General features: G+C 70.6%; 21 protein-coding genes. 8 read left to right on the forward strand and 13 right to left on the reverse strand.

Annotation, left to right across the window (positions count from 1 at the left end; genetic code table 11):
- A partial coding sequence (locus tag ACFC1F_RS29990; RefSeq protein ID WP_376162962.1) for a transposase occupies nt 1-195 on the reverse strand: 195 nt, incomplete at its 3' end.
- Nucleotides 196-426: 231 nt separating this feature from the next.
- Between ACFC1F_RS29990 and ACFC1F_RS29995 the strand changes: the two genes are divergently transcribed.
- Nucleotides 427-750, forward strand: a complete 324-nt coding sequence (locus ACFC1F_RS29995; RefSeq protein WP_376162964.1) for a helix-turn-helix domain-containing protein — start codon at nt 427-429, stop codon at nt 748-750.
- 1148 nt (nt 751-1898) lie between these two features.
- Here ACFC1F_RS29995 and ACFC1F_RS30000 read toward each other — a convergent pair.
- Complete coding sequence (locus tag ACFC1F_RS30000) at nt 1899-3860, reverse strand: glycoside hydrolase family 9 protein (protein ID WP_376162966.1); 1962 nt, start codon at nt 3858-3860, stop codon at nt 1899-1901.
- A 209-nt stretch (nt 3861-4069) separates the two neighbouring features.
- Between ACFC1F_RS30000 and ACFC1F_RS30005 the strand changes: the two genes are divergently transcribed.
- Nucleotides 4070-4744 carry a winged helix-turn-helix domain-containing protein gene (locus tag ACFC1F_RS30005; protein WP_376162968.1) on the forward strand — a complete coding sequence of 225 codons (675 nt, stop codon included), beginning with the start codon at nt 4070-4072 and terminating at the stop codon, nt 4742-4744.
- Entirely contained in the window at nt 4741-5994 is a 1254-nt protein-coding gene (locus ACFC1F_RS30010; RefSeq protein ID WP_376162970.1) for a sensor histidine kinase, read from the forward strand. The genes ACFC1F_RS30005 and ACFC1F_RS30010 overlap by 4 nt, the downstream gene beginning before the upstream one ends.
- 505 nt (nt 5995-6499) lie before the next feature.
- Here the strand turns inward: ACFC1F_RS30010 and ACFC1F_RS30015 are convergent.
- Nucleotides 6500-6769 carry a hypothetical protein gene (locus tag ACFC1F_RS30015; protein ID WP_376162971.1) on the reverse strand — a complete coding sequence of 90 codons (270 nt, stop codon included), beginning with the start codon at nt 6767-6769 and terminating at the stop codon, nt 6500-6502.
- 1128 nt (nt 6770-7897) lie between these two features.
- Here ACFC1F_RS30015 and ACFC1F_RS30020 point away from each other — a divergent pair.
- The gene (locus ACFC1F_RS30020) at nt 7898-8512 is read left to right on the forward strand and encodes an SMI1/KNR4 family protein (RefSeq protein WP_376162973.1); all 615 of its coding nucleotides are present in this window, start codon (nt 7898-7900) and stop codon (nt 8510-8512) included.
- A 568-nt stretch (nt 8513-9080) separates the two neighbouring features.
- Here ACFC1F_RS30020 and ACFC1F_RS30025 read toward each other — a convergent pair.
- From ACFC1F_RS30025 to ACFC1F_RS30050, 6 genes are all read right to left on the reverse strand, one after another.
- A complete protein-coding gene (locus ACFC1F_RS30025; RefSeq protein ID WP_376162975.1) occupies nt 9081-10214 on the reverse strand; it encodes a methyltransferase domain-containing protein in 1134 nt (377 codons plus the stop codon).
- A complete protein-coding gene (locus ACFC1F_RS30030; RefSeq protein ID WP_376162977.1) occupies nt 10211-10360 on the reverse strand; it encodes a hypothetical protein in 150 nt (49 codons plus the stop codon). The genes ACFC1F_RS30025 and ACFC1F_RS30030 overlap by 4 nt, the downstream gene beginning before the upstream one ends.
- Nucleotides 10361-10449: 89 nt before the next feature.
- A complete protein-coding gene (locus ACFC1F_RS30035; protein ID WP_376162979.1) occupies nt 10450-10875 on the reverse strand; it encodes an ATP-binding protein in 426 nt (141 codons plus the stop codon).
- A 257-nt stretch (nt 10876-11132) separates the two neighbouring features.
- The gene (locus ACFC1F_RS30040; protein WP_376162981.1) at nt 11133-11981 is read right to left on the reverse strand and encodes a helix-turn-helix domain-containing protein; all 849 of its coding nucleotides are present in this window, start codon (nt 11979-11981) and stop codon (nt 11133-11135) included.
- 23 nt (nt 11982-12004) lie between these two features.
- On the reverse strand, nt 12005-12529 hold the full coding sequence (locus ACFC1F_RS30045; RefSeq protein WP_376162983.1) for a DUF6879 family protein: 525 nt from the start codon (nt 12527-12529) through the stop codon (nt 12005-12007).
- 114 nt (nt 12530-12643) lie between these two features.
- Nucleotides 12644-12766: a hypothetical protein gene (locus tag ACFC1F_RS30050; protein WP_376162985.1), complete on the reverse strand. Its 123-nt coding sequence runs from the start codon at nt 12764-12766 to the stop codon at nt 12644-12646.
- A 292-nt stretch (nt 12767-13058) separates the two neighbouring features.
- Here ACFC1F_RS30050 and ACFC1F_RS30055 point away from each other — a divergent pair, with 292 nt between their 5' ends.
- Nucleotides 13059-13232, forward strand: a complete 174-nt coding sequence (locus ACFC1F_RS30055; RefSeq protein ID WP_376162987.1) for a hypothetical protein — start codon at nt 13059-13061, stop codon at nt 13230-13232.
- Nucleotides 13233-13272: 40 nt separating this feature from the next.
- On the opposite strand, the gene ACFC1F_RS30060 is transcribed toward ACFC1F_RS30055, so the two are convergent.
- The 4 genes from ACFC1F_RS30060 to ACFC1F_RS30075 form a co-directional block, all read right to left on the reverse strand.
- Nucleotides 13273-13407: a hypothetical protein gene (locus ACFC1F_RS30060; RefSeq protein WP_376162988.1), complete on the reverse strand. Its 135-nt coding sequence runs from the start codon at nt 13405-13407 to the stop codon at nt 13273-13275.
- 71 nt (nt 13408-13478) lie between these two features.
- Nucleotides 13479-13748: a hypothetical protein gene (locus tag ACFC1F_RS30065; protein ID WP_376162990.1), complete on the reverse strand. Its 270-nt coding sequence runs from the start codon at nt 13746-13748 to the stop codon at nt 13479-13481.
- Nucleotides 13749-14698: 950 nt separating this feature from the next.
- Nucleotides 14699-16132, reverse strand: a complete 1434-nt coding sequence (locus tag ACFC1F_RS30070) for a PIN domain-containing protein (protein WP_376162992.1) — start codon at nt 16130-16132, stop codon at nt 14699-14701.
- A gap of 171 nt (nt 16133-16303) precedes the next feature.
- Nucleotides 16304-16873 carry a hypothetical protein gene (locus tag ACFC1F_RS30075; RefSeq protein ID WP_376162994.1) on the reverse strand — a complete coding sequence of 190 codons (570 nt, stop codon included), beginning with the start codon at nt 16871-16873 and terminating at the stop codon, nt 16304-16306.
- Between the two features lie 63 nt (nt 16874-16936).
- On the opposite strand from ACFC1F_RS30075, the gene ACFC1F_RS30080 reads away from it, so the two are divergent.
- From ACFC1F_RS30080 to ACFC1F_RS30090, 3 genes are all read left to right on the forward strand, one after another.
- Nucleotides 16937-17644: a potassium channel family protein gene (locus tag ACFC1F_RS30080; RefSeq protein ID WP_376162996.1), complete on the forward strand. Its 708-nt coding sequence runs from the start codon at nt 16937-16939 to the stop codon at nt 17642-17644.
- An 855-nt stretch (nt 17645-18499) separates the two neighbouring features.
- Nucleotides 18500-19522, forward strand: coding sequence for an ArsR family transcriptional regulator (locus ACFC1F_RS30085; RefSeq protein ID WP_376162998.1), 1023 nt, complete (start codon nt 18500-18502; stop codon nt 19520-19522).
- 539 nt (nt 19523-20061) lie between these two features.
- On the forward strand, nt 20062-21828 hold the full coding sequence (locus ACFC1F_RS30090; protein ID WP_376163000.1) for a protein kinase: 1767 nt from the start codon (nt 20062-20064) through the stop codon (nt 21826-21828).
- Nucleotides 21829-21850: the final 22 nt, after the last annotated feature.

Here is a 21850-nt window from a genome sequence, read left to right on the forward strand (position 1 = left end):
GAGGTAGCGCCAGGGGATCCCGGTGCGGTCGACATAGAGGATCGCGTCCAGCAGGTCGCGAAGCTCGTGCCCAGGTGGCCGGCCGAAGGCCAGGGCCCTCGCGGTACGGGCCTGACGCCAGGCGGTGAGGGTGGGCTCGACCAGGGCCCAGCGGGCGTCGGACAGGTCGCTCGGATATGGTCGACGGTCCGTCATGATGACGGCATACTGCGGGATCGCCGCGCTGCCCAGGGGCTGCGGTTCTCAAGAGACAAACACGCTCCGGCCTGACTTCCAGGGATGAGACAGGAGGAAGTGCACAGTTCCAACGGGCATCTGTGCAACGGCCGCACTCCTGCCACCTGAGCCCCAAGCATCACCGAATGTGGGTAGCCTGGGCACCCAGGAAACCGGCAGTAATTGACTCACTTACGGGTAAAACGCCCAGTGAAAGCCCGTCTCCACCTCCCGCTGACCCCCGCGGACCTCGCCGAGCACGCCGGGATCAGTGTCAGCAGCCTCAACCGCCGCTTCCGCGCCCAGGCCGGCGTCAGCCCACCGCAGTACCTGCTGCGCCTGCGGCTGGATCGGGCCCGCGAACTGCTCACGCAGACCGACGAACCGGTGGAACGGGTGGCGGCGCTGGCCGGATTCGCCTCGGCCGCCAGCCTTCGGCAGCACTTCGCCCGGCTGACCGGCACCACACCGCGCTCCTACCGCGCGCGACACCGGGCGGTCTCCGGGGTGCCCGGCCCCGGGTCTCCCCGGTAGCCCGCTCCTTCCGCAGCATCGCCGGAGGCCACGGAGTGTCGCCAGACCTGTCCCAACGACAGGGGGCCCTGCGGGGGCGGCCGAGCGCTGGACCTACTCCCGGTCGATGTGGTCAGCGGAAGCGCGCCCGAGGGACAGTTCGAGCATGAGGGCCCCCTCGATGGCGACCAGGACCCTCAGCAGTTGGCCCTTCTCCTCTTCCGTGCCCCCATCGGCGTATCCGAGGTCTTGAAAACACCAAACCTTGTCGTCTCAAGGGAAGTTGCGGGCCTGGACCGCGCCCTCCGACACTTCAAGGACTCGCCTACCGGGCAGCCCAGGGACGACGTGCCGTCACCGTTCGCCCCGAACCCCACCAAGAACCCGCCCACAGGACAGAGCGAGGATGGCGATCCGCAGGCTCCAGCTCCTGTCGGCACCAACGTCTACACGCTCCTCTGACGGCTCACGACCAGTGTGCAAGCGCCAGGGCGCTGCCCTCAACCGCGTCATCATGCCGGCGGGCCACCCGGATCCTCGGGGCGGCCCGCCGGCTCTGTCGAGGCCGAGTTCCTCGAGCGGCTCCCGGCGCAGCGCCTCGGGAGAACTGGTCTCCGACCGGGCGCCGGCGGCGGATCAGGCACACCCGGCCGTCGTGGACCAGAACCGCCCACACCCGCACCCGGACCGGCCCGGCCACCGTGCTGGTGGTCACCGCCGGGCCCAGGCCGGACAGGCGGGCTCGTGCCAGGTGGTGCGGACGACCACCCCGCCCGGAGTCAGGTGCTCGCTCGACCAGGTCCGGCAGCACGCGGTGCTGCCCAGCCAGGCCGGGGCCGGCGGCCATCCGGCGCGACTGGGAAGGCGGGCGCGGACGCGGTGGGCGCGGACGGACGGTGGCGACGGCGGCGCCTGGTGATGGGTGTCGTCCTGTCGCAGGCTCTGCCCACCCCGCCGCCGAGCTGAACCCCGCCGCCACCCGGACGGCGTACCGCAGTCCGTTCTAACCGGCCACTGACCTGCGACGACACCCGAAACTCACCGGGCCCGAAACGGAACTCACCGGCGCCCCGGGGCGAAGCTCCCCACCGCAGGTCAGCGAGATGGCTGTGGCGGCCGTCCAATCCCGCCTACGGCCACATGGACAGGCAGGCTGTGGTGCTCCGCTGTCAGTTGGGCTTGCTGCTGGTGTCCTGGGATGCCGCGGCGAGGGTGAAGTCGAGCAGGGCGGTGGCGGTGAAGTCGTCGGCGGATTCGACGGTCTGCCAGGCGCCGACGTGGTCCATGAAGCCGCCGCCGCGGCCGTCGAAGGCGGCGAAGGGGTTGCCCTGGTTGGTCGGGCAGGCGCGCATGGTGGGGAAGTGGTTGAGGTCCTTGAGCTTGTCGGCCGCGTTGGGGCCGTTGACGACGCCGCCGAGGAGGATGTCGCCGTCCCCGTTGAGGTCGCCGGCGAGGTTGGCGGCCTGGTGTTCGGGGCAGTGCGGGAAGGTGGTTCCGGCACCGATGACGAAGGAGGAGCCCCATGCGTTGGCGCCCAGGGCCCAGTTACGCTGCTGGGTGGCGAACGCGGCGTAGTGGGAGTCCCCGGTGACCTGCTGGTACAGGTGGGCGGTGGCGGCGAGGCCGAAGGTGTGGGGTACGGAGTCGAAGTCGGTGTAGACGGCGCCGGCCCGGAAGGGGTCGCGGGCGGCGCGGGCGCTGCCGTCGTCGAGCTGGCGCTTGAGGTCGGCGGCAAGCTGTTCGCGGGTGACTTCGGCGCGGGTGGTGCCGTCGTCGAGGAGGTGGGCGACATCGGCGTGGGCGAGGGCGCTAACGTCGCCGAGCCCGAGAGTGCCGAGGCTGTCGGAGGTGATGTACTGCTTGGCCCAATGTCCGGCCTGCCTGGTCCACTCGGCCGCGCGCTTGTCGTCCAGGGCCTTCGCGGCGAGGGCGAGTTCGGCGGCGCCGAACTCCATGTCGTCCTGCCAGGACGCCTCGGGGTAGAAGCCGTGGGGGAAGGCGGTGACCAGCTGTTCGCCGGGGTTGGTGTTCGCGAGGGCGTAGATGTGTGCGGCCTTCTCGAGTTCCTCGTGGGCTCGGTCGGGGTCCTCAGCCGCGTCCAGCTGGGCGGCCAGCGCGAAGGTGGCGGCGACGCGTCCGGCGAGGTTCGGGCTGATCGGCTTGCCGGGGGCCGCGGCGCGGAAGACCGGCCGGTGCTTGATCAGGTAGTCGGGGTCGCCAGGCTTGACGTTGAGGGCGTCGTCGGCCTCCGGCAGGCGCCACACGTCGTGGTCGGAGCGGATCTTGCCGCTGCCGTCGTCGCTGTCGCCCTTGCCGAGCCCGACCTGTACGTAGAGGGTGCGCGACGTGTCGTCCCACATCTTGTCGAGCCAGTCCAGCCCGTGGCGCGCCTCCGCGGCCAGCTCCTTGCCGCCGACAGGGGTCGTGCGGTGCGCGAGGAGGAGACTCGCGGTGGAGTAGGAGGCGGTGTGGGTGAACTTGAGGAAGTCGCCGGCGTCGTTCCAACCGCCCAAGACGTCGACCGGGCCAGCGACACGCTTCAACGGCGCGGTCAGCACCGACTCGTCCTCCGCGTAGGCCGGGGTGTCGTAGACCGTGGCCTCGCGGTCCGCCAGATGGGAGGGCTTGCGCCGCAGCTCGCTGGGGATGACGTCGGCGCCATCGCGCTGCGCCTGGAAGAAGCGGACGTTGTCTTGGATGAGCTTGCCGAAGAGGTCGCCGGCCGCAGCGATGCGAAACGTCGGGGAGACCGCCGAGACGGGCCCGGACACCTCGACCCGGTAGTCGCCAGGCGCGGTCACAGAAGACAGGTCCAGGGTGTGGACGGCCTTGTACTTGCTGTTCCAGCCACCGGTGGACGGGCCGACCTTGCCCTTGAGGATCTCCTTCCCGGAGGCGTCCAGGACCCTGAAGGACGCCTTGGACGCGGAGACCGAGGTCATCAGGTAGGCCTGCTTGGCCTCACCCGGGGTGTAGCCGACCTGGTCGACGCGCACCACCGCCCGCGGACCGCTTGCCGCGAGGGTGTCCGCGCCCTGAGCGGACTGGACGCAGTAGACCGCGACAACGGTGGCCGCCAGGCCGGCGGCCGTCATGCCGATGACGCGCTTGCGCATACGAATCTTTGCCATGCCCCACAGACTGCCGGTCGGTCCATGAAGCGATCATGAGGAAGCCGCAGCCCCTGATGTTGCCTGCGAATCCCCGTCCGCCGCAGCCCGCCGGCAAATGCGGCCGGCACCCTGGGACCGGACACCGGCGGGCGGATGACGGGCATACCGCCCCAATCACGACCACCCCGGCGTTCGTGTGCTTTTCGACCCCAGTAGGCTCGCCCGCCATGCGTGTACTTGTCCTCGAGGACGACCCCGAACTCGGCCCCGTGATCACCCGCGGCCTGCGCGAGGCAGGCTTCGCCGTCGACTTCGCCACCGACCTCGCCGACGCCGACTTCAAACTCGCGGTCAACACCTACGACTGCCTGGTCGCCGACCGCACCGTCCCCGACGGGGACGCGCTCACGCTCCTGGCCGCCCAGCGCAAGGCCGGCTCAACCCTGCCGGTCCTGCTGCTCACCGCCCTCGACGCGGTCAGCGACCGCGTGGCCGGGTTCGAGCACGGCGCCGACGACTACCTCGTCAAGCCCTTCGCCTTCGCCGAACTCAACGCCCGTGTGCGCACCCTGTGCCGCCGCGCCCAGCCCGCACGGCTACCGGAACTGCGCGTGGGCAGCCTGGAACTCGACCTGCCCCGCCGCAGGGTGCGGCGCGACGGCGTCCTGCTCACCCTCACCGCCAAGGAGTTCGCGGTCCTGGAGGTCCTGATGCTGCGCGCCGGCGAGGTGGTCACCCGCACCGACCTCATCGAACGCTGCTGGGACGAACAGACCGAACCGCTCTCCAACGTCGTCGACGTCCTCATCGGCCAGCTGCGCCGCAAACTGGGCCCACCCGAGCTCATCCTGACCGTCCGCGGCGTGGGCTACCAGCTCGCCGACCCCGCCACCGACCTGTGACGCCGCCCAGCCCCGCCGTCGCACGCCTGCGCCGGGCCCGGTGGGCGACGACCCTGCTCTTCGCCGCGACGACCGCTCTGTGTCTGCTGGCCCTGGCGGTCCTGGCCGTGCGCACCGACGACCGGTCCCGCACAAACGATCTCGACAACGGCGTCAGCCGGCGGGCCGACGGCCTCGCCCGCACGATCTACTTCGACGCCGGCGTCCTGCACGTCGACGCCCTGAGCGAGGACGACCTGGCCCTGAGCGCGGAGCGGTTCGCCGTCCTGCAAGCACCGGCGCCCGGCCGGCCTCAGATCCGTCTCGCGCCCACCGCGCGTGCCGCTCTTCCCGACCAGGCCGGGCTGGACGAGATCTGGAAGCAGATCGAGCACGACCAGGAAACCGTCTTCGTCGCCCTGGAGGCCGGCGGCCGGGAGATCCAGTGGGCCGCAGCCCCCGTCTGGGACGGCGACCGGATCGGCGCCGCCGTGCTCGTCGGAGCCGACCCCGCCCAGAGCCAGGCCGCCCACGACCGCCTCGTGCGCCGACTCGCCCTGGGCTGCGCGGCCCTGGTGCTGGCCGCCGCCGCCATCGGGCACCTCCTGTCCGGACGGGCCATGCGACCCGCGCTACGCGGACTCGACCAGCAGGAACAGTTCCTCGCCGAGGCCGCGCACGAACTGCGCACCCCCCTGGCCACCCTGCGCCTGGTCGTCGAAAACGGCAGCGCATCCCCCACCCGGGCGCCCGCGGCCCTCGACGAAGCGCTCCGCCTCGTCGACCGCCTCGGCCGGCTCGTCACCGGACTGCTGGCTCGGGCCCGCGTCGAGGCCGGCACCCAAGAGATCGAGCTCACCCCACTGCGGCTCGACCAACTGGTCGAGCAGACCATCGAGGAACTACCGGACAGCACCGGCGTCACCGTCACCACCGAAGCCGCCATCGTCAACGGCGACCCCGAACTGCTCGCCCAGGTCGTCCGCAACCTCGTCGAAAACGCGCTGCGGCACGGCGGCGGGACCCCGGTCGAGGTGAGCGTCACCGCCGGCCGCATCGCCGTACGGGACCACGGCCCCGGCGTACCGGCCAAGGACCACGATCGGGTCTTCGAACGCCGCGTCACCGGAGCCGCGAGCGGCGGCACCGGCACCGGCCTCGCCATCGTCAAATGGGTCGCCGAACTCCACAACGGCACCACCCGACTCTCCCCCGCCCCCGGCGGGGGCCTGCTCGCAGAACTCCTCCTACCTCCGCACACCAGCAGATAGATCAGGAGCGGCGCCACCAGGAACCGCCCCGCCCCGCCTCGGCGGCCGCGGCTTCGGCGGCGCTCGCTCGCGCTCGGCTGCCTCCAGTGCCTTCCGGTCGGCGTCGGCCCGGCGGCAGCCGGCGCACTGGCCGTCGTCGTTCCAGCCCCGTTCCTTCTCCCCCACCGCTGGTCCGAGAACGGCGCCGAGCAGCGGCGGCAGGCCGGACGGCGCCGTTCCCTCTCCGCCGCCTCCCGCGCCCGGCGGGCCCGATCCGCCTCCGCCCGCTCGACGGCCAGCAGCTCGTCGCCATCCGGGTTGTCGAGCGCGTCGGTGAGGGTGTGGCAGCCGTGACGGCCGAACCGGTGCCACACCGGGGCGTCGGCGCCGAAACGGCGCAGCAGCGGCAGGGTGGTGGCCACGACCGGCAGGGCGCGGTGGTGGTCACGGGCGTGGACGGCGTCGCCGCCGTACTCGGGGGCGTCCCAGATGTCCTCGGAGGCGTCCTCGGCCTCGGCCATGCGGTTCAGCGGCCGCTCGTGGTCCGCTTGGCCTGCTCCGCCTTCTGCTCCGGGGTGAGCCGCTTGTCGCCGGGGTGGTCGCGCTTGCGGCCGGCCTCCAGGACCAGGGCGACCGGCGGCAGGCCCTCGCGGCCGGTCGGCGGGTAGACGGTGGGCCACAGCCGCAGGCCGTGCGTCCGGCCCCAGGGACGGCGCAGCGAGGCCTCGAACTCGGCCTTCGCCGTGCCCTTCGCCGGGAGCTCGCACCAGGTGCGGTAGGAGGTGAGCTTCTCCACGAGCGTGACTGGGGAAGAGGCAGTGTTCCGACCCTGCACTATTCGGGTCGAAACAAGCGCACCTTCGAGCCTCTGCCTTCAGGTGGGACCTTGATGATCATTGATGGCTGGGCTAGCGTTCGGTGACCTGCCAGCACCGCCATCTTCAGGAAGTCCACATGCCTCGCCGGACACCGGGCGAGATCAGGTCCCAACTGCCGCTTCGGGACACAAGGCACGACAGGCGAACCGTCATACCGAGGCTGTCTGCGTCAGCAAACCGGCAGATCGCCACATTCGAGCGCGAGCGAGGCTTGCCAAAGGGCGATGTCGCACTCGCGTTCCGACGCTGGGCTCTGCGGGCCGGCCGACCCCGTAGTGCTGAAGAGTGGCACTACGGGTATTCGGACGTTCCGACCGGGCATATCCGCACGCTGCTCGAAGTGGCGGCCTGGAACCTGCGGTCCCGGGCTCGACGAGAACTGCGAGCTGCGCTGGCCCCCGTCGACGACCGCATCCTCCGTAGAACAGTCAACGACCCGTTCGCTCCACAGCACCTGCCGTGGTGGCAACGGCGCATCGAAATCTGAAGCGGCCAGGCCGGGCGAGGCCCACCGATCGATCTCGGGCTTATCCGTCCTCCCGGCAGGCCGCGAGGTAGTCGGCCCAGCTGTCCTGTGCGAAGCCGGCCCAGGTGTGAGCGTTGCTGGCGGAGACGCCGAACAGGTCGCTGACGATGATGGGCGGCAGCTCGCTGGCACTCCAGCCGGTCCGAGCCGGCCTTCCCGCCGATCGAGCCCCTGCACGACCAGCACGGGCGCGGCGCGGCCCAGGACAGCCCGAACAACCGCGCCGCCTACGATCAGCGCCGGGGCCGTCCGCGAGCACGCCCTTCTCCTCGCGAACAGCGGCGCACATTACGCTTCGGCGACCTCGCCACACCCACCCGGCCGGGCTGGGAACGTGTCCTGCACCCAACCCGCGAACGCAGGAGCCGTCCCCCGTGCCCACCACACCACGCTTCCCAATCCGGACGGCCGCCACGCTGCTCCTCACCCTCGCCGCAGCCTGACCAGTTGCTTCCGGCCCACGTCGTCGACGGTCCCGACGGCCAGCCCCTCCACTACCGGATGGGGCAGACTGCCCGTCATGACAGCACCTGATCACGATGTCCCGACCGCATGGGGCCGCATCGGCACATGGCTCGCTGCCCACGTTCGGCCAGACTCAGCCAGGCCGATGACCGATGGCGCGCGTCTGGACGCGTTCGAGGCGGACCTAGGCCTGCCGTTGCCAACCGACCTGCGGGCATGGTGGCTGCTGCCCGACACCACCGCGAGCCACTGGATACCGGGCGAATTCGCTCCGGTCTCGCTGGAGGAGGCGCTGGAGACCCACGAGATCTGGTTGCTGGTCGCGGAGCAGGAGGGTGAGTCGTTCGACGAGAACGGGCGGCCCGAGGCCCGCTACCTGCGCGCCTTCATGCCGATAGCGTTGAACCCTGGCGGTGACGGGCTGATCGTCGACCTCCGGCCCGGTGACACTCACGGTGCAGTGCTCCTCTGGGACCACGAGACGTGGGCCCTGGACGTTCCCCAGTGGGCTTCGGTGACCTCGATGCTTCACGACATCGCCAACGCGCTGGAGACCGGGGCGCCGACCCTCCTGGACCACGCGGACCTCGGCGGTTCCGCGCAGCCCTGCACTGCGACAGTCGACGGCGCCCTCGACCTCACCTGGCAACCGACCACCACAGGAAGATGATCAGACCCGCTCCACTTGACGCGCTAACCCCGTGCGATGTCTGCGATGAGCCGGTGACCGACACCGATTTCCCCGCTGACCTGCTCGAACTCGAAGCACCGCTGGTAAACCGCCGAGGCCGACTGGGCCGCCGACCCGACCGAGGAGAAGCGGGCCGCGTTCACCGCGGTCGGCGCCGAGCTGTACGCCCACCCGCACTGGGCCACGGTGGGGAACCGGCACGAGGCCGAGATGAAGCTCAAGCAGGCCGCCCCCGGACACCGTCTCTGATCCGACGCCCTGATTTGCGGGAAGACGCAGCCCGGCCGGGCCCGGGAACGGCGGGGGGGGTACGTTCCACGGGCCCGGCCGGTGGGAGGCAAGCAGCGCCGAGCCGCGGCGCGGCTGCTCTGGCCGGCGGCCCGGTGGTGCTGTGGTGGGGCCGCCGTGCCGGGAATGGTAGACCCACCGATCAGCCGATGGCCAGGGCTTTGACCTGCAGACTTTCGGCCGCGAACATGCCATCCGAGAACGGCCCCAGCGGACGACCGCGGGGCCCGGGCGCGCTCCGGCCCGGATGCGCCGCCGGTCAGATCGTCCGGGCGGGTTCGTCAAGCCAGGCGTGCCAGCCATCCGGGGTGACGGTCAGTCCGAGACGCTCGATGCCGGGCTCGCCCGCCTCGTGCCACCAGGCGAGGGTCTGCTCGAATTCCTCCCACAGGCGCCGGCCGCCGTACTGGCGGACCAGGTGCTCGTCCTCGCCGTCCGGGAAGGTCGTCGCCGACCAGGCCGGGGTGGTCAGGGAGTAGAGCCACAGGGTGCGGGCGCCGTCCTGGTGCGGCTGGATCGCGTGGACGACGTCGCGCAGGCGCAGGCCTGCGGCGAGCGGGAACGGGTCGAACTTGCCGTGCGGCGGCAAAGTCGAGGTGGTGGTGCTCTCGGCGACGGTGCCACCGTCGGCCGGGTTCTGCGGCCACCGCAGGCGCTGGGAGCGCATCTTCATGAACTCCACCGGCTGGAGGAACGGCCCGGACGCGGTGCCGTCGCCGGTCGCGGTGAGGCGGACCAGGGCATCGGCGTTGGAGTAGTGGGTGCCGAACGGCGCCAGGATCAGCCCGCCAGGCCGGGTCTGCCCGATCCACGCCCGCGGGATCTCCCGCAGCCCGTACGTCGCGATGATCCGGTCGTACGGGGCGCCGGGCGGGTGGCCGAGCGCGCCGTCCCCACAGACGACGGTCGGCCGGTAGCCGGCCCGCTCGAGTGCGGCACGAGCCTGGGCGGACAGGGCGGCGTCGATCTCGACCGTGGTCACGTTCGCGTCACCGAGCCGGTGGGCGAGCAGCGCGGCGTTCCAGCCGGTGCCGGTGCCCTGCTCCAGCACCCGCATCCCCGGCTCGGCCTGAAGGTCGTCCAGCATGGAGGCGACCAGCGACGGCATCGAGGCGGAGCTGGTGGGCACCGTGCCGGGCTCGGCGCCCCGGTGCTCGCCGTCGTCCCACTGCGTGACGATCGGGATGTCCGCGGCCGCCACCGCCAACCAGTCGTCCTCGTCGCCGGTCCGGTCGACGGGACGGCTCTTCCCGGTGGCCATGTCGTGCGCCCAGACCAGGTCCGGCAGGAACAGCGAGCGCGGGACGGCGTCGAAGGCCGTCGCCCACGCGTCGGCGACGGGGAAGGACCGCCCCGGCGCGGGGCGGCCCTCCTGCTCAGGTGCGAGCGTCACTTGCGGCGTCCCCCGTCCCCGGGCGGGGTGGTGCCGTCAGGGGACGGCGGGTCGGACGGCGGCGTCCACGGGGTGCCCGGATGCCCGTCTCCCTCGCCGCCACCGCCAGCCGAGCCTCCGCCGCCGTGGCCTCCGTCGATGTCCATGCCGACCTCCTTGTCGTCGCTGTGATGGTGCCCTCCCGGGACCGGGAGGAGTAGAGGGCTGCCCCGGCGCACTGGGGCAGTGGTGGGGACTACGTCGGGCGGGTGCGCAGGTCCGCGTGGACCGTCTTGCCGAACGTCTCCAACGTCGCGCCCCAGTGCCCGCCGGTGAGGTGGTGGACCAGGGCCAGGCCGCGGCCCGACTCGGCCGCGAGGCCCGCCTCGATCAGGCAGGGGAGGGTGCGGGAGCCGTCGCGGATGCTGATCCGCACGCACCGGTCGGTGACACGCTCGACGGTGACCGTCATCCGGCGCCGGCAGCCGGTCTTCGCCGCGTTGCCCGCCAGCTCGCTGACGATGAGCTCGCCGGCCTCGACCAGACCCTCCAGCTCCCAGCCGCGCAGCGTGGGTCGCAGCAGCCGTCGGGCCGCGGCGGCGGACTGCGGCTCGTAGGGCGGCAGCACCTTGACGGCGTCGGCGACCGGGGTCCGTGTCGGGGTCTCGACGGTCGTGGTCACCGGGCGCCTCGCATCCGCCGCCGACCGGGTTCGGCCGCAGCCGGAACCGGTGGGCGGGTTATGGGGTGCGCGGCCACGACGGTACTCCGCTCTCTCGTCGGCGGTGACGGCTGCGCCCACCCGACGGGGGCAGGCGGGCGCAGCGGCCCCAGCGCGTCCGCCGGGGCCGGGTGTCCGGTCCGTCACGGCGGGCGACGGATCGACGGTAGGGAGTGACCATGTGGGCCCTCCATGCGTTTGCACGCGTTTGCACAATTTCAGTCCAGGGAGTCGGCGGCCCGGCAGATCAGGGCGCGCGCCTGCGCGCCGTAGACCGCGAAGTTCTTGAGCCTGTCGAACGCCTGGACGTAGAGGGAGAGCTCGCTGGGCGTGGTGACGGTCACCTGGACGGACAGCAGTTCCACGCCGGCCTCGGCGTCGTCGAAGATGTTGAACGTCTCCACCGGCCACATGCTGCGCTGCGCCGTGAACGGGATGACGCCGAGCGAGACGGCCGGCAGCGCCATGGCCTCCAGCAGGTGCTCCAACTGCTCGGCCATCGTCTCGACGGTCCCGAGGCGGTAGTAGAGGACGGACTCCTCCACCAGGATCGCGAAGCGGTGGCGGCCGGTGCGCACGACGCGGGAGCGGGCCAGGCGTGCCTTGACGGCGTCGGCGACGTCGTTGGGTGTGCGGCGGAAGTCGGCGACCGTGGCGAGCAGGGCGGTGGCGTACGCCTCGGTCTGCAGGACGCCGGGCACGACGCGGGAGGAGTAGGAGCGGAAGTGCCGGGTGCGCTCGTAGAGCGGCACCGCGGACTCCTGGAGCCGGCGCAGGCCGGTGCGGGTGAGGCGGCGCCACTCGACGTACATGGAGTCCACGGCCCGGTTGGCGGCGATCAGGTCCTCGGCCTGGTCGTCGGCACCGCAAGCCTGGCACCAGGCGCGGATGTCGGCGTCCGAGGGCGCGGTCTTGGCGTTGATGATGCGGGAGGTCTTGGCGCCGTTCCAGCCGCACCGGGCGGCCAGCTCCTGCCCTTGCAGGCCCGCATCCTGCATGATCTCGCGCAGCCGCGCGGCGACGGCCAGTCGGGCTTCCTGAGCGCTGGAGGACGGGGAGGCAGGCATGGAGCTGGTCGTCCGGTCCGGCGTCAGACGGTGTACTGCTCGTGCGGGACGGCACGCTCCCAGACCGCCTCGAACGCGTCCGCGCAGAGCTTCGCCACGGCGGGGTCCTCGCACATCTGCGGCCCTGCGGAGGCCCCGTCGCCGGTGAAGTGGTTGAAACGCACGATCGTCTGGTCGAACAGCCAGAAGTCGTTCCCCGGCAGCGCCAGGTCGGAGGCCCGGCGGCGCGGCAGCCAGCGCACCTGCTCGCCGGCCGCCAGGTTGACCACGGTCCCGGCGTGCTCGTAGCGGATGTACTCGGTGACCGGCTCGGAGACGATCCGGGCTCGGCGCACCACGACACCGCGGGCGACGGCGGCCCGGATCATCGACACCCAGCCGGACCAGCCCTCGCCCTCGGGATCGAGGTCTGGGTGCACGCCGGTCCGCTGGAACTGCTCGAACTCGGCGGCTTCGCCGGCGATGCCGTAGGAGTCGCGCATCTCCAGGTGCACCGCGCAGTGCCGGGCGCCGGCCAGCAGCTCAGAGAAGGCCGTCACGTTCTGCATCGTCGAGCGCCTTCCTGATGATCTGCACCATGCGCAGCGGGATGCGGGTCACGTTCTCGTGGTCGGGGGTGCCGACGGAGTGGCCGGGCACCCACTCGGTCGTGCCGATCTCCGTCAGGAGCTCCCCCCGGGCTTGAGGCCCTGGAAGACGAGCTCCTTCTTGACGTCGTCCACCCACACCATCGGGCTCTCGTCCTTGCCGGTGTTGGGGTCCACCCCGGCGAACCGTAGCGTCATGATGCCCTCCCGTACCAAGTCGGTTGCGCGGTTCTGCACGACGTTCCACCCGCAGGTGACGGCCCGTCAATAGCGCGCTGGCGCAGCCAGGCGGCACGCGCCGCCGCTTCAGTGCCCGAGGCCGGAACACCGGACCTTGGCCGGAGCACTGTTGTCGGGAGCGCGCCGCCAGGGGAGTCTGGGAACTGGTCGGCAGCGATGTCCACGATCATCCCATCGTCCTTGGAGAGCAAAGTCGGACAGTTCTGCGAATCTGCTCTCCCCGACATCCAGCGGTTGTCACGATGACCGCATGAGTGGAGTCGTGAAGTACACCGGGGCCGAGAAGAACATGACGTTCGCCGAACTGGAGAAGTTCGTCATCAGCGCGCGGAAGGCCGGCGCGGTCGAGGACGCAAACGTCTCGGCCCAGTTGAGCACCAGCGGGAAACTCAAGGAGATCGAGGTGGAGATCGCATCCGACTGACCGGAAGGGTGCTGCTGCCACTATTGACAGCAGCGCCCTCTCAAGGGTTGATCAGCCGGCTTTTTTCGGCGGCCTGCCGGGCTCGGCGGACGACTCCGGCCGCCGCCTTCTGGATGTCAGCCAGCAGCGCTTCCACGGCCTGCGGGTCGGCCTGGCAGGCGGCGAGGTGAGCCAAGGGCGCGAGGACCTTGTAGGCGTTCTGAGGCCCTTGAGGGCAACCTTCCAGTCCAGCCGCGCTCGCAAAGCTCAGGCGCTGTCGCCTGCCCAGTCCCAGCGGCGCGGGTCAGCCGGGCGCGGCTCGTAGTGAGCACGCCCGCCCGCGCCGTACCGGCCAATCTCCGTAGCCAGCGCCGCGCCGTCGGCGAGTTGCTCGTCGTCCCAGCCGGTGACGTCCAGCAGGAGACCGTCCAGCGGGCCGGCGCAGAGCTCTCGGTACTCGTGGCCGGGCTGCGGGCCGAAGTCCGCGTCGTGGTCGGCCCCGTGCACCCGGCCCCGCATCAGCGCCTCGTCGTCCATGCCCGCCAGCATCCCAGCCGCCACCGACACACCGGCCGGATGATGCCTGCCCGGTGCTGCACTTCGGCCAGGCGCCGAGACCGCTGTGCCCGGGAGTCGTTGCGCCGTTCGGTCCTGCTCCTGCCTATTCCTGGAGACCCCGTGCGTACGCGTCCCGTGCTTGTGTCCGTTCTCTCGGCCGCTGCCTGTCTCGGCCTGCTCGTCTCGCCCACCCACGCCGCCCCTGGTCCGGCCGCGGCACATCGCGCGGCCGGTGAAGTGGTGACCGTCCCCCTGCGGGACGCGATCGAGGCGCTGCCCGTCGCCGACGAGAACAGGGCCGGCTGCGAGCGCACGACGTTCCGGCACTGGATCGACGCGGACAAGGACGGCTGCAACGCCGGGAAAGAGGTGATCATCCGGGAGGCCATCGAGGCACCAGAGATTGGCCCGGCCTGTTCGCTGACCGGCGGTGTCTGGTACGAGCAAGACCCGCTGGGGCCAAACCGTGGACACCACCGAGAAGAACGTCCTGCGCGACCTCGGCGCCCCTGCCCCAACGAGACCCTCACCGCCGCCCTCGCACGCTGCCCCCCGTACCCGGCACCGATCATGCCGGACCCTCGCCGATCCGGCCGCCGCACCGACACCGCGGGGCGGCGGCCGCGCCCACATCCCGGACACTCGATTCGCTCGTAGTGGCGGGCTACTCTGTCGAGGCTCGTCACGTCCATCCGGACAACGCCCCCGGCCCGATGGGACACGGCACGGGGCGGCCGGGCTGTGTCCGGACCCGACCGCCCCGAACTGCGACGCTGCGGCGCCCGGGCCGTAGGGGGGATGTACGTAATTGACGCCTTCGGGCAGGGCGCCACCGCCGAGGAGACGCTCCAGACCCTGTAGCTGACTTCCGGAGATTTGACGGTGAGGGCTCAGCCCGGCCGACACCGGGTGTTGCGGGCCAGCCCCGGTCAATCGGTGCGGGTGTCGTTGTCAACGTTGCCGTTCGGGGTCTCTTCCACCTCGGTGGCCATGTCGAGCTCGAACAGCGGCATCGTGTACAGCTCCGCAGCGATGCTCCGGAGAAGAGCGCCTTCAAGCCCGGAGGGCTGGTGCCAGCGCAGCGTGCTCGCGAAGTCGACAGTTGACGGCTTGGACTTCGCGATCACGCCCTTCGGGACGGTCATGTGAGTGGAGGCGAACGACTCGATGGCCTCGCGGAGTTGCGAAGCGCCTGCCAGTCCCGAGCGCGCGACCACGTCGTGGAGCTGCGAAGCACCCGCCAACCCGACCAGCTCACCTACAGTCAGCCGCCTTCGGCCCGAGGCCCGCCCGTTCACGCCCACCATCCGAAAAACCTCCTCCCTGAGCGTCGCGATCACGGCTTCGACCGACGTGTCGGCGGGCTCCGGAACCGTCGGCTCGTCGGTACGCAGGATCGTCGGCGCTTCCTGACCACCGGCGGCGGTGGAGAACAGCAGCTTCACCGTCCAAAGACACGTGACGACGTCCATGCCGTCCTGCTCGGCCTCCAGCGCGCTCCCGTGAAGGACCCAGGTGGTCTCGGCCGTGCACCAAACGTCGTCGCCGATCCTGTGCCCCTCCACCTTCTCGAAGCTCAACAGGCCAGCCTGAGGGCGCACGAGAAAGCTCCCCCAGCGGGTTTCCCGGCTGCCGCTCCCCGTCCCGGGAAAGCCGAACGGGGAGCGCAGCAGACCAGCAGCCGCTCGGACCACGGTCTCGCGGAAGAGCGCTGACTTCAGGAGGGCTTCCGTCTCGGCGCGTGCCTGCTTCTCGTCCACGAGTTCGGTGAACCGGGAGACGACCTCGTCGAAGTCGGTGACCCTGTGCAGGCGGTCGGCCATGTCGCCAAGGTCCTGGTCCATCGGGTACGGGTAGGCGCGGCCGTCTCCGAAGTCGCCGTCGTCGGTCACGAACCACACCTCCTCCTCGGGGTTGGCCCGCAGGAAGTCCAGGACGGAGAACCATATCGCCGCGTCCCGGCCGCCGATGGACTTCTCCTTCCAGCGTTCGGCCGGAGGCAGTGCGAGTGCCTCCCGCACGAGCGCCTGGCGGGCCGCCTCACCGCCGGTCTCGACGACCTCGTCGAAGAGCGCACCGTACTGTTCGCGCCAGTACTTCTGGCACTGCTCCAGTTCCAGGGCTGGCGGGTCGAAGCTCTCTGCGGCCTGCCACGGCGCCGCCTTGCGGAGACCGTTGAGCGCGATCCTCGCAGCCTCCCGCGCGGCCATGTAGGCCATCGCCCGGTGGGCGACCAGCTCCTCCAGGACCATCCACGGCACCGCGACCCTGTGCTGCGCCGAGGCCCGGAACTTACGCAGGATGTCCGCGCGCGGGCTCCCGAGCTGAATGTTGTTCAGCGCGTTGGTGTCGAAAATGATCACAGGGCGACGTCCTCTCCGCAGGCCGACAACGGGAGACATCGTCCTCCTCCCGACCGGGCGGTGTCACCGGACTTCTCATGTACCCGACGCCTGGACGCCGCCGGGAGCCAGGCGGCGCCGGGAGCCACGCGAGCGTGGGGTCCCTGCGCCGGTCCTGGCCGTGGACCAGGGCTACTGGTCGCTGGGCGTTGCCGGCCCCGCTTTGTGGGGCGGCTGGCCGGTGAGGCTGTCGGAGCGTTCTGCGAGGCTCGCCAGGACCGCCTTCTGCTTGGCCTTCAGGACACGCTCCTGGCGCGGTGACAGGTGCGGCCGACTGCCGAGGACACCGCTGTATCGCTCCAGAAGGCCGGGCACCCGACGGGAGACGTCCTCCCCGGCCGGCGGCAGCGGCGGCTCCTGCGCCGCGGGTGCGCACGTCTGCAGGCGGTCCACGGAATCACGGGCGGCCTGCCACAGCGGGCGGAAGTACCCGTGGTCTCCGCCGAGGACGAACAGAAACTTCGCCAGGTCCTTCCAGTCCTCCGTTCCTCCGCCGTCCAGCATCGTGGTGGCCTGGTCCGGGGTCAGGCGCCACTGGCTGGCCACGGCGATCTGGTAGGCGGGTGGGCTCCCTGCCCGCGCGTGGAGGGTGCGCAGGGCTGCGAGCAGCTTGTCCATGGCCCGGTTGAGGCTCTCCTCGGCTGGCACCGTCGGGGCCAGCCTGGCCGGCTTCGTCTCCCTGAGCCGCTCGGTCTCCCACACCGGAGCGGTGCGATCGTGGCGCCTGCTGAGTGGGAGCGATAGTCGGGGGCAATATGAGCTGGCATGGACCGTTACGACCGCTGGGTCAAGCGCACGACGCCGTGGCTTACCGGGCTGGCGCTGTTGTCTCTGTTCAACTTCGTGCTGGCTGCGGCGTTGGGGCACCAGCAGCCGTTCACCAACCTGCTTGACTATGCAGCCTGGTTTGCGTTCGCTGTCGACTACGGCGTACGGCTTTACCTTGTGCAGGGCGGACGGCTCAGGTTTGTTCGCACGCACCCACTCGATCTGGTTGCTGTCGTCGTCCCAGCCATCCGATCGGTCCGTGTCCTTGCCGTCTTCAGCCGAGTTGCCGTCGTCGCCCAGCGCGGTCGTGCGGAGAGACTTCTGATCTCCACCGCCGTAGTGGCTCTGACTGTGGTCCTGGTCGGAGCCGGTGCTGTGCTTGAAGCCGAACGCAAAGTCGCAGAAGCGAACATCCACTCATACCCCGTGGCCGTCTGGTGGGCCATGACCACCGTGTCCACAGTCGGCTACGGCGACCGATACCCGGTGACCGCCGAAGGGCGAATCGTCGGTGGCACATTGATGGTGGTCGGGATCGGAGTGGTTGGCACGATCACCGCTGCCTTGGCTTACCGGTTCGTGACGAACCCGGATCCTGCCGAGGTAAGAGAGTCTGATCCCCGACTCGATCGGATCGAAGCACAGCTGGAAGAACTCGCCGAATTGCTACGGCTACGGCTACGGCTACGGCTACGGCTACGGTGAGTATCCACCGATGCCGGCCTCCTTGCCGTGTAGGGCTTTCGGGCGGGTGGGAGGGGTCGAGCTTTGCCCAGCCATAGCCAGGCCCGGGAGGCCCGGCCTCAGCCGTTGACCAGGGCACGCTCGCCCAGCGGCTCTACGACGAACGGGAAAAGACCGTCCGGCAGATCGCTGACATTCCGGCGTGCCCCCGGTCGACGGTATAGGGCCGATGCAGGATCAGCAGCCAGCCGTCACCAGCAGCCGGCCGCCACGTTCCCGCAGTAGATCCACCCCATCTTGCCCCCAGAGCTCTCAACCGCGTACCACAGGTTCCCGTAGCTGTTTCGGTCTGACCCGAACACGACGAGGTGCTCACCCGGGAAGCTATAGACGACCTCGGCAGACTTCCCGTACATGTCCTTCCTGATGGAGCCGCCCGAGGACGTCGTGAGGTAGTAAGACGTGGCGGTCGGCTGAGAGGAGGACGGGGCGGCGACCGCAGCTGACGGAGACGACTGACTCACCCGCGTCCCAGCGGCCGGCGACGCCTGAGCCGCGGGCGTGGCGATGCTGCTGCACAACACTGCAGCTCCCAGGGTGAAGCCGGTAAGGACAGCACGTTTACGCATGAACGCCTCCATGGATGGGTTCTCGATTTCGGGCGACCTTCCGGCCCGGGAAACCACCTGTGTCTCGCAGCTCCCCCGGCCCGTCACCCTCGGGATCCATCCTGACGGTGCCGGTGGGCGCGGTCCCAGTCCTTTCGGCCGTCGCCGAAACACCTGTGGTGAGGCCCACTTGAAGCAGCTGTGCACGACCGGAGACGATGGGCAGCGGAAAGGTGGGTGTCCGAACAGAACCCGGGAGAAGCCTCACGTGTTACGCATCACGTTCACCCCGCAGGACCTCGCCAGGACTCGGATAGCGGCGACCTGGGGCCCGCTCGGCGAGACGCTGCACGCGCTGACGACCCTGCAGCAACCGCACAACCACGCACTGTTCGGCGCTTGGCGGCACAAGGTCCACCCCCAGTCTCCCGCCCGTGTCCATCCGGCCTCGTCCCTCTTCCGGGAGACCGTCCTGGACCTGTTCACCGTCACCGGCGCCGCATCGTCCGTCGAGGAGGGGATCGAGGCACTGCGCGCCGCGCCGGCGGAGCGCCTGCGCGCCGAACTCGATGGGGCCGTCGAGGCGCGGGCCCGTTACTCACGCTGCACGGGCCCCTGGGCGGGTGTGGCGTGGGGCGACATCACGCACGACCGTAAGGACCGTGAGGAACTGCTGGCGCTCCTCCAGGACGTCCACCGTGTCGCCGTGGCCCCCCACTGGCAGCGGATCCTTCCCCGTCTGCGGGCCGAACAGACCACGCACGCGCTCAGGCTCGCCCAGGACGGACCCGAGGCGATGCTCGCCGCACTGCCACCCGAGTTCCGCTGGAAGCCGCCGACACTGGAGATCGGCAGGGGCACTCTCACCGGCACCGTCGACCTGGAGGGCCGGGGCCTGCTCTTGGTGCCGTCCGCCTTCTGCCAGACCCGGCCGATCACCTACACCGATCCGGTGGACGATCAGGCACCGGTACTGCTCTTCCTTCCGGTAATGCGCGGCATGTCCGACGCCGCCGCACTGCTGACGACGTCCCGCCACGGGGTCGACCGCGCCTTGTCCGCGCTCCTGGGGCGCACCCGGGCCCGCGCCCTCCATGCCATCGGCGACGGCGCATGCACCACGGGGCAGCTCGCCGAGCGCCTCCGCGCGTCACTGCCCACCGCGAGCGAGCAGGCCTCCGTCCTCCGCAAAGCCGGCCTCATCACCACCACCAGACGCGGCAGCGCGGTTCTGCACACGCTCACCCCCCTCGGCAGCGCCCTGCTCAACGGCCATCACTTCCAGACTTGATCGCCCAGAAAAACTGTCTCCGGCCCTCCGAAGACGGTGGGCCACAGCCGCAGGTCGCGCGTACGGCCCCGCCTCCAGGTGGCCTAACCCGGCGCGGTCGAGGGCGGTGCAGAGGGCTGGGCGGCAGTGCCGGCGAGGCTGCGGTGGGCGGCGTCGGTGATCTGCCGGGCCTGGCGGGCCCGAACCGAGCCGGACCGGCTGCGGGCAGCGGGAGCAGCGGGAGTAACCGGTCCCGAGGCAACGCGCGGAACCCACCCCCGGGAGGGGCGAACGGGAAGGATGTGCCCCACCGCGTCCAGGCCACCAGTGGTGAACGTTCACCGAGACGTTTGGCTGCATAGGTGAGTACCGAGACCACTTGTCGGCTGGTTTGGAGAGCGCTGGTCGTCCGTGCGCGCGGGGAATGATTGGTGAGATCTGGCAGCACCGGTTGGTGTCGCAACGGCGGTGTGTCGATGACGGCTCGCGTATCGCCCTGCGGCACTACTGTTGATGCGCCGCAGTGATGTTCCAGGGGGGAGCTACCGACCGTGCAGCCTTTGCTGGAGAAGGATCCTGAGTGGGTTGCTGACTACCGGCTTCTTGGTCGGCTGGGAGAGGGCGGCATGGGGGTGGTCTACCTGGCTCGGTCCCCGCGGGGTCGGATGGTGGCGGTGAAAACCATCCGCGCCGAACTGGCAGCGTCCCCGGACTTCAGGCGCCGCTTCGCCAAGGAGACCGCCGTGGCCCGGCAGGTCGGCGGGGAGTGGACGGCCGCCGTACTGGCCGCCGACCCGGACGCGGCACTGCCCTGGGTCGCGACGACCTACGTCGCCGGGCCGACCCTGCAGCAGGTGGTGGCGGAGCAGCACGGGCCGCTGCCGGAGCACTCGGTGCGCGGTCTGGTCTCCGGGCTGTGCCGGGCGCTGGGTGACATCCACGCCGCCGGGCTGGTCCACCGTGACCTGAAGCCGTCGAACGTCATGGTGACCATCGACGGCCCGAAGGTGATCGACTTCGGCATCGCCCGTGCTCTGGACTCCGCCACCGGTGGCCTGACCAGTACCGGGGTGGTGGTCGGCTCGCCCGGCTTCATGTCACCCGAGCAGATCCGGGGTGAGAGTCTGACCGCGGCGAGCGACGTCTTCTCGCTCGGCGCGGTCCTCGCATTCGCCAGCTCCGGGCGGCTCCCGTTCGAGGCGGCGGGAGGACAGGTGCACGCCCTGATGTACAAGGTGGTGCATGAGCCGCCGGATCTCACCGGTGTGCCCGAGCCGCTGCGGGAACTGATCGGGGCATGTCTCGCGAAGGAATCGGCGCACCGGCCCACTGTGGCCGCGCTGCTGGAACGGCAGGACACCCAGTACCGCTCCCTGGGTCCCTGGCTGCCGCTGGAGGTGCTGGCCCGGCTCGGCCAGGAGGCCGTTCAGCTCCTCGACCAGGAGGACCCGTACACCCGGATGACTCCGGCCGACGCCGGTGGCAGCGGTCTGCTCGCGCCTGCGGCCAAAACGCCGCACCCGCCCACGGCCCTCGACCAGGCACGTCTCCCAGCCCAGCGTGACCATGCCGGGCAGGCGCAGGAACCGACGTCCAGGCTGGCCGACGAACGCCGCCGCGCCCGCGACCGCACAGGCCAGGCCGACGGGTGCCGCGCTGCTGTCTACTGGCTCCTCGCTCTCTGCGCCTTGATTTCCGTCGTCACTGCCGTCCACCAGATCATCGTTGCCACTGGCCAGAATCACTGGAGCAGGGAGGGTCTCTTCGGGGAGTGGATCGACGCCTGGACCGGCCCTGGGAGCGCAGTCGTCCGGTCCTTGTGGGCTGCCCAGCTCGTCGTCGGCGTTGGGATGGTGGCGGCTTGGCTCGTATGGTTCGCCCGTGTGAGGGCCGTGGCCGAGCAGTTCGCCCCGGGCCGGCTACGGTATCGCCCATTCATGGCGGTGGTTGGATGGTTCATCCCCGTCGCGAATCTCTTCGTTCCCAAGCAGATCGCCAACGACGTCTGGCACGCCTCCAGCCCGTCCGGGCAATGCGACAGAGGCCCTGTCCGCCTGGTTCAGGCCTGGTGGGCCACCTGCCTGGTCACCATCGTGACCTGGCCGGTTCTCCTCGGGCAGTGGACCGGATTCCTCGAAAAGGACTACCGGACCACCGACATCAAGGCATGGACCGGCGACTACTCCTACGGCGAGTACCAATACGAGTTCACGATCGGAGCCTGGCTCGTACTGGCCCTGCACGTACTGGTCGTTCCGGCAGCCGTCGTCGCCGCTTCCTACGTCCGCCGGCTGACCGCCATGCAAACGGCCAGGGCCCAGGGCTGACTGCCGGCCTCGACTTCATGAC

Source organism: Kitasatospora sp. NPDC056181 (assembly GCF_042266225.1).
Lineage (GTDB): Bacteria > Actinomycetota > Actinomycetes > Streptomycetales > Streptomycetaceae > Kitasatospora.